5 protein-coding genes are annotated in these 3,727 nt (G+C 76.1%); 3 read left to right on the forward strand and 2 right to left on the reverse strand.

Annotation, left to right across the window (positions count from 1 at the left end; genetic code table 11):
- Both KS423_RS40945 and KS423_RS40950 read right to left on the reverse strand, forming a co-directional pair.
- On the reverse strand, nt 1–1,559 hold a 1,559-nt coding region (locus KS423_RS40945), incomplete at its 3' end, for a hypothetical protein (protein ID WP_224284808.1).
- Nucleotides 1,544–2,311: an ABC transporter ATP-binding protein gene (locus tag KS423_RS40950; RefSeq protein WP_224284809.1), complete on the reverse strand. Its 768-nt coding sequence runs from the start codon at nt 2,309–2,311 to the stop codon at nt 1,544–1,546. The genes KS423_RS40945 and KS423_RS40950, both read right to left, overlap by 16 nt.
- 407 nt (nt 2,312–2,718) lie before the next feature.
- Here KS423_RS40950 and KS423_RS40955 point away from each other — a divergent pair, with 407 nt between their 5' ends.
- The 3 genes from KS423_RS40955 to KS423_RS40965 all read left to right on the forward strand — a co-directional run.
- Nucleotides 2,719–2,883: a hypothetical protein gene (locus tag KS423_RS40955; RefSeq protein ID WP_224284810.1), complete on the forward strand. Its 165-nt coding sequence runs from the start codon at nt 2,719–2,721 to the stop codon at nt 2,881–2,883.
- Nucleotides 2,884–3,030: 147 nt separating this feature from the next.
- Nucleotides 3,031–3,447, forward strand: a complete 417-nt coding sequence (locus KS423_RS40960; RefSeq protein WP_308020311.1) for a DUF6098 family protein — start codon at nt 3,031–3,033, stop codon at nt 3,445–3,447.
- A partial coding sequence (locus KS423_RS40965; RefSeq protein WP_224284811.1) for a hemerythrin domain-containing protein occupies nt 3,444–3,727 on the forward strand: 284 nt, incomplete at its 3' end. The genes KS423_RS40960 and KS423_RS40965, both read left to right, overlap by 4 nt.

Genomic DNA, 3,727 nt, shown 5'->3' on the forward strand with positions numbered 1-3,727 from the left:
GGCCCGCGGGTCTCCAGCCGGCGCCGGGCCCCCGCCCCGAGCAGCCCGGCGTACAGCAGCCCGGTGCCCGCACCGACCGCCACCCCGGCCCAGCGCAGCGGTTCGCTGTGCAGCAGCGTGCCGGCCAGGACGACGCCGGCGGCGGGCAGCGCGGCGAGGGCCTGGAGCAGCAGGACGACCATGCTCTGCAGCCGGGTCTGGTCGGCGCTCTCGTCGCTGAAGCCGTCCAGCGGGTTGCCGCCGGGCCGGTCCGGGAACGGCGCGGGGCCGAGGACGGACACCAGTGGCACCAGACCCGCCCCGGCGCCGAGCACGGCGGGCAGGACGGCGAGCACCCAGGTCCGGCTCCCGTCGGCCCGGGCGGCGGCGCCCGCGACCAGGGTGAGCAACAGGGCGGCGGGGGCGACGACCAGCAGCCAGGCGAGCTGCCGGGCCCGGACGTCGACCCGCTCGGCGCCGGGGACGACCAGGGTCAGCCAGAGCGCGCCGGCGTCCAGGCCGTACAGGTTGGCGCACAGCGCACCGGCGAACAGGGCCGCGACCACGCCGGCCCACGGCACCAGGGCGGGGAAGCCGCCGAGCAGCGGCAGCAGGCCGGTGAACACGCCCGTCCACAGCGCCATCCGCAGCAGCCGGGCCCGGCGCGGGTCGCGGACCCACAGGCGCAGCTCCTTGCCGAGCACGGCACCGCCGGGGGTGTCCGGTACGGCCGGCCACCGGACACCCGCACGTGAGGCGCCCCGCCGGGAGGTGCCCCGCCGGGAAGTGCCCCTGCCGGCCGTACCGCGCGCCAACTGCCGGGCGAGCAGGGCCGTCCAGGCGGCGAACAGCAGCCCCGAGAGCGCCAGCAGCCCACCCAGGCAGGCCGCGGCCAGGACCCACTCCCCGCGTCGGGCGGCGTCGACCGCGACCACCGACCAACCCGAGGGCAGGACCCGTACGACGGTGCCGACGGCGGCGGCCCACTCGCCGCTGAGCAGCCGGGCGAAGAATCCGATCGCGAACCAGCCGGTGTTGAGGAACCCGGTGACCAGGCCGACCAGCAGCGCGGACAGCTCCCAGCCCAGCCGCGAACGGGCCGCGCTGCCGAGGCCCTGAAGGGTCAGCTTGGACAGCACCACCACGAAGAGCAGGTGCAGCAGCACCGCAGGGACGGCGACCAGAGCGGGCACCGGACCGAACCCGGCGCCGAGGACGATCAGCACCGCGAAGGCGGCCAGGCTGACCAGCGGGGTGACCCCGACGAAGGCCGCGCCGAGCAGCCCGACGGCCAGGACGCGCGGCTGCCGGGGCAGCAGGGTGAAGTAGTCGAGCCGCAGGGTCGGGTCGCCGCCCGTGACGGTCGGACCGAGTGCCCAGCCCGCCGTCCACACCAGCAGCACGGCGGCGATCACGCCGACCCCGGCCTCGGGGGTGGGGAAGTCCGCCAGGCCCAGCAGCGCGGTGCCGACGGCCGCGACCGCGCCGGTCACCGCCCCGAGGAACAGACTCGCCGCCCGGGGACCGGACATCGAACGCCGCAGGACGGCCAGCTTCATCCCGATCAGGACGCCAACCACGACAGGCCCTCCGCTCCCCCGGTCCGGGCGCCGACCAGCTCGACGAAGGCCTCCTCCAGGCCGCGCCCGCCACGGACCTCCGCCACCGTGCCCGCCGCCAGCACCCGGCCCCCGGCGATCACACCGACGTGGTCGCAGAGCTGCTCGACCAGCGCCATCACATGGCTGGACAGGACCACCGAGCCGCCGGAGTCGACGAAGCGCCGCAGAATGGCCCGGATGGTCGCGGCCGACACCGGGTCGACGGCCTCGAAGGGCTCGTCCAGCACCAGCAGCCGAGGGGCGTGCAACAGGGCGGTGGCCAGGCCGATCTTCTTGCGCATCCCCGTGGAGTAGTCGATGACGGGGGTGCGCTCGGCACCGTCGAGCTCCAGCACGGCCAGCAGCTCCTCGGACCGGGCGTCCACAGTGCCGGCCGGCAGGCCGCGCAACCGGCCCAGGTAGTACAGCAGTTCGCGCCCGGTCAGCCGCTCGGGCAGCATCATGCCGTCGGGCAGCACCCCCACCAGGGACTTGGCCCGCACCGGGTCGCTCCACACGTCGACGCCGAGGATCGCCGAGCTCCCGGCGTCCGGGCGCACCAGCCCGACGGCCATCGACAGCGAGGTGGTCTTGCCGGCGCCGTTGGGCCCGACGAGCCCGTAGAACGACCCGCACGGCACGGACAGGTCCACCCCGTCCACGGCGACGTGCGCTCCGAACCGCTTGCGCAGCCCCGACAGTTGCAGTGCCGGGGTTTCCCGGCCCCCCACCGCCCGGACTCCCTGCCCCGCGCGCGCCGATCCTCGCACCTCGTCCCTCCCTCGTCGTCACGGCCGCCCCGGTCCGGGCGGCACGTGATCAACGCTAGGGACAGCGGGGCGGCGGCAGAATCCACCTGCACCCCCACCGGGGGTGGGGCTGGACCCACCCTTGGTCCAGGCGCGCCACCGGTCGACGGGTGAGCACCGCCGGCACCGCCTCCACCGCGGCGTTTGCGCGAATCGAGAAGGTCCTGTGTACCGCCTGTGAGTACCGGGTCGCGGGGCGGGTTCCCGCCCGACCCCACCCAGGACACGGCTGGGGTCGAGCACTGCCCTCCCCCGGACGCGCCGGTTGGTCCCGGAGCCACGTCGCCCACCGGGGGCCCAGCCGCCATCAAGCGAGAGGAGCCACCACCGTGGACAACGGAACGCCCCTGAGCGAGCAGCACCGCGCCGCCGCCGAGGCCCACACGGACACCGCGCACGAGCAGCACGACCGGGGCGAGAGCGCCCACCGGTCGATCACGTACGCGAACAACGCGAACCTGACGGCAGCGCGGCTCGAACGCGAGGGACGGTGACGGGCTTTCCCACCACGGAGCCGTCAGTCGCGGGGGGCTCACCCCGCCGATCGAGGGCGTACCTGCACCTGCCCCTGCGCGCGCAGGCAGGGAGGCTCTCCGGCCTGGGGCACGCACGGTCTCGGCCCCGGCCGGGTGGCCCGTCGGGTGGTGAAGTACGCGGACCTGGCGGCGAGTTGTCCGCGCAGCCGGCCCTGGGTGCTGACCGGCCGGGTGGTCGGTGCGGGCCCGGACCACGAGCCGCCGACAGCCGGTCCGCTGCCGCTCGCCCGGCTGGGCGCCGGAGGCCTCGGCCAGACGGCGCACCGCTACCACGAGCGGCCCGCGCCCGGTCGGGACTCGACCGACCGGGTTTCCCGCCGACGCGGCCGGGCAGCCGCCGGGCATGGACCATTCGCACACTCCCGTCCTCGACGAGCTCGGCGGGCCGCGCCCGTCCGGCCGTCCACGGACGGTCCCCTCCGCACGGTGCGGGCAGACGCCGGCCCTCCACCGATTGCCCGCACCAGGTCGGACGGCGACCGGAACGAGGCGGCGACCGGTATGAGACGGAGACCTCCATGAACGCTGCCGAAGGCTTCCCGAGCCGGCTGTCCGCCGAGCACCGGGCCATCGAGGCGCTGCTGCGCCGGCTGAACCGCAGCACCACCCGCGCCGGCGCCCCCGACGAGGAGGCCCTGCGGCTGCTGGGCTCCTTGCGGCAGCTCCTCGCCCCCCACCTCCTGGCCGAGGAGGCCCACCTGTACCCGCTGGCCCGGCGGTGCCTCGCGGCCGGTGACGCGCTCGCGGACGCCGCCGGCGGCAGCCATGCGGCGATCCGCCGGCTGCTCGACCGGGCGGAGGA

It is taken from the genome of Streptomyces sp. LS1784 (assembly GCF_020103755.1).
Taxonomy (GTDB): Bacteria; Actinomycetota; Actinomycetes; order Streptomycetales; family Streptomycetaceae; genus Kitasatospora.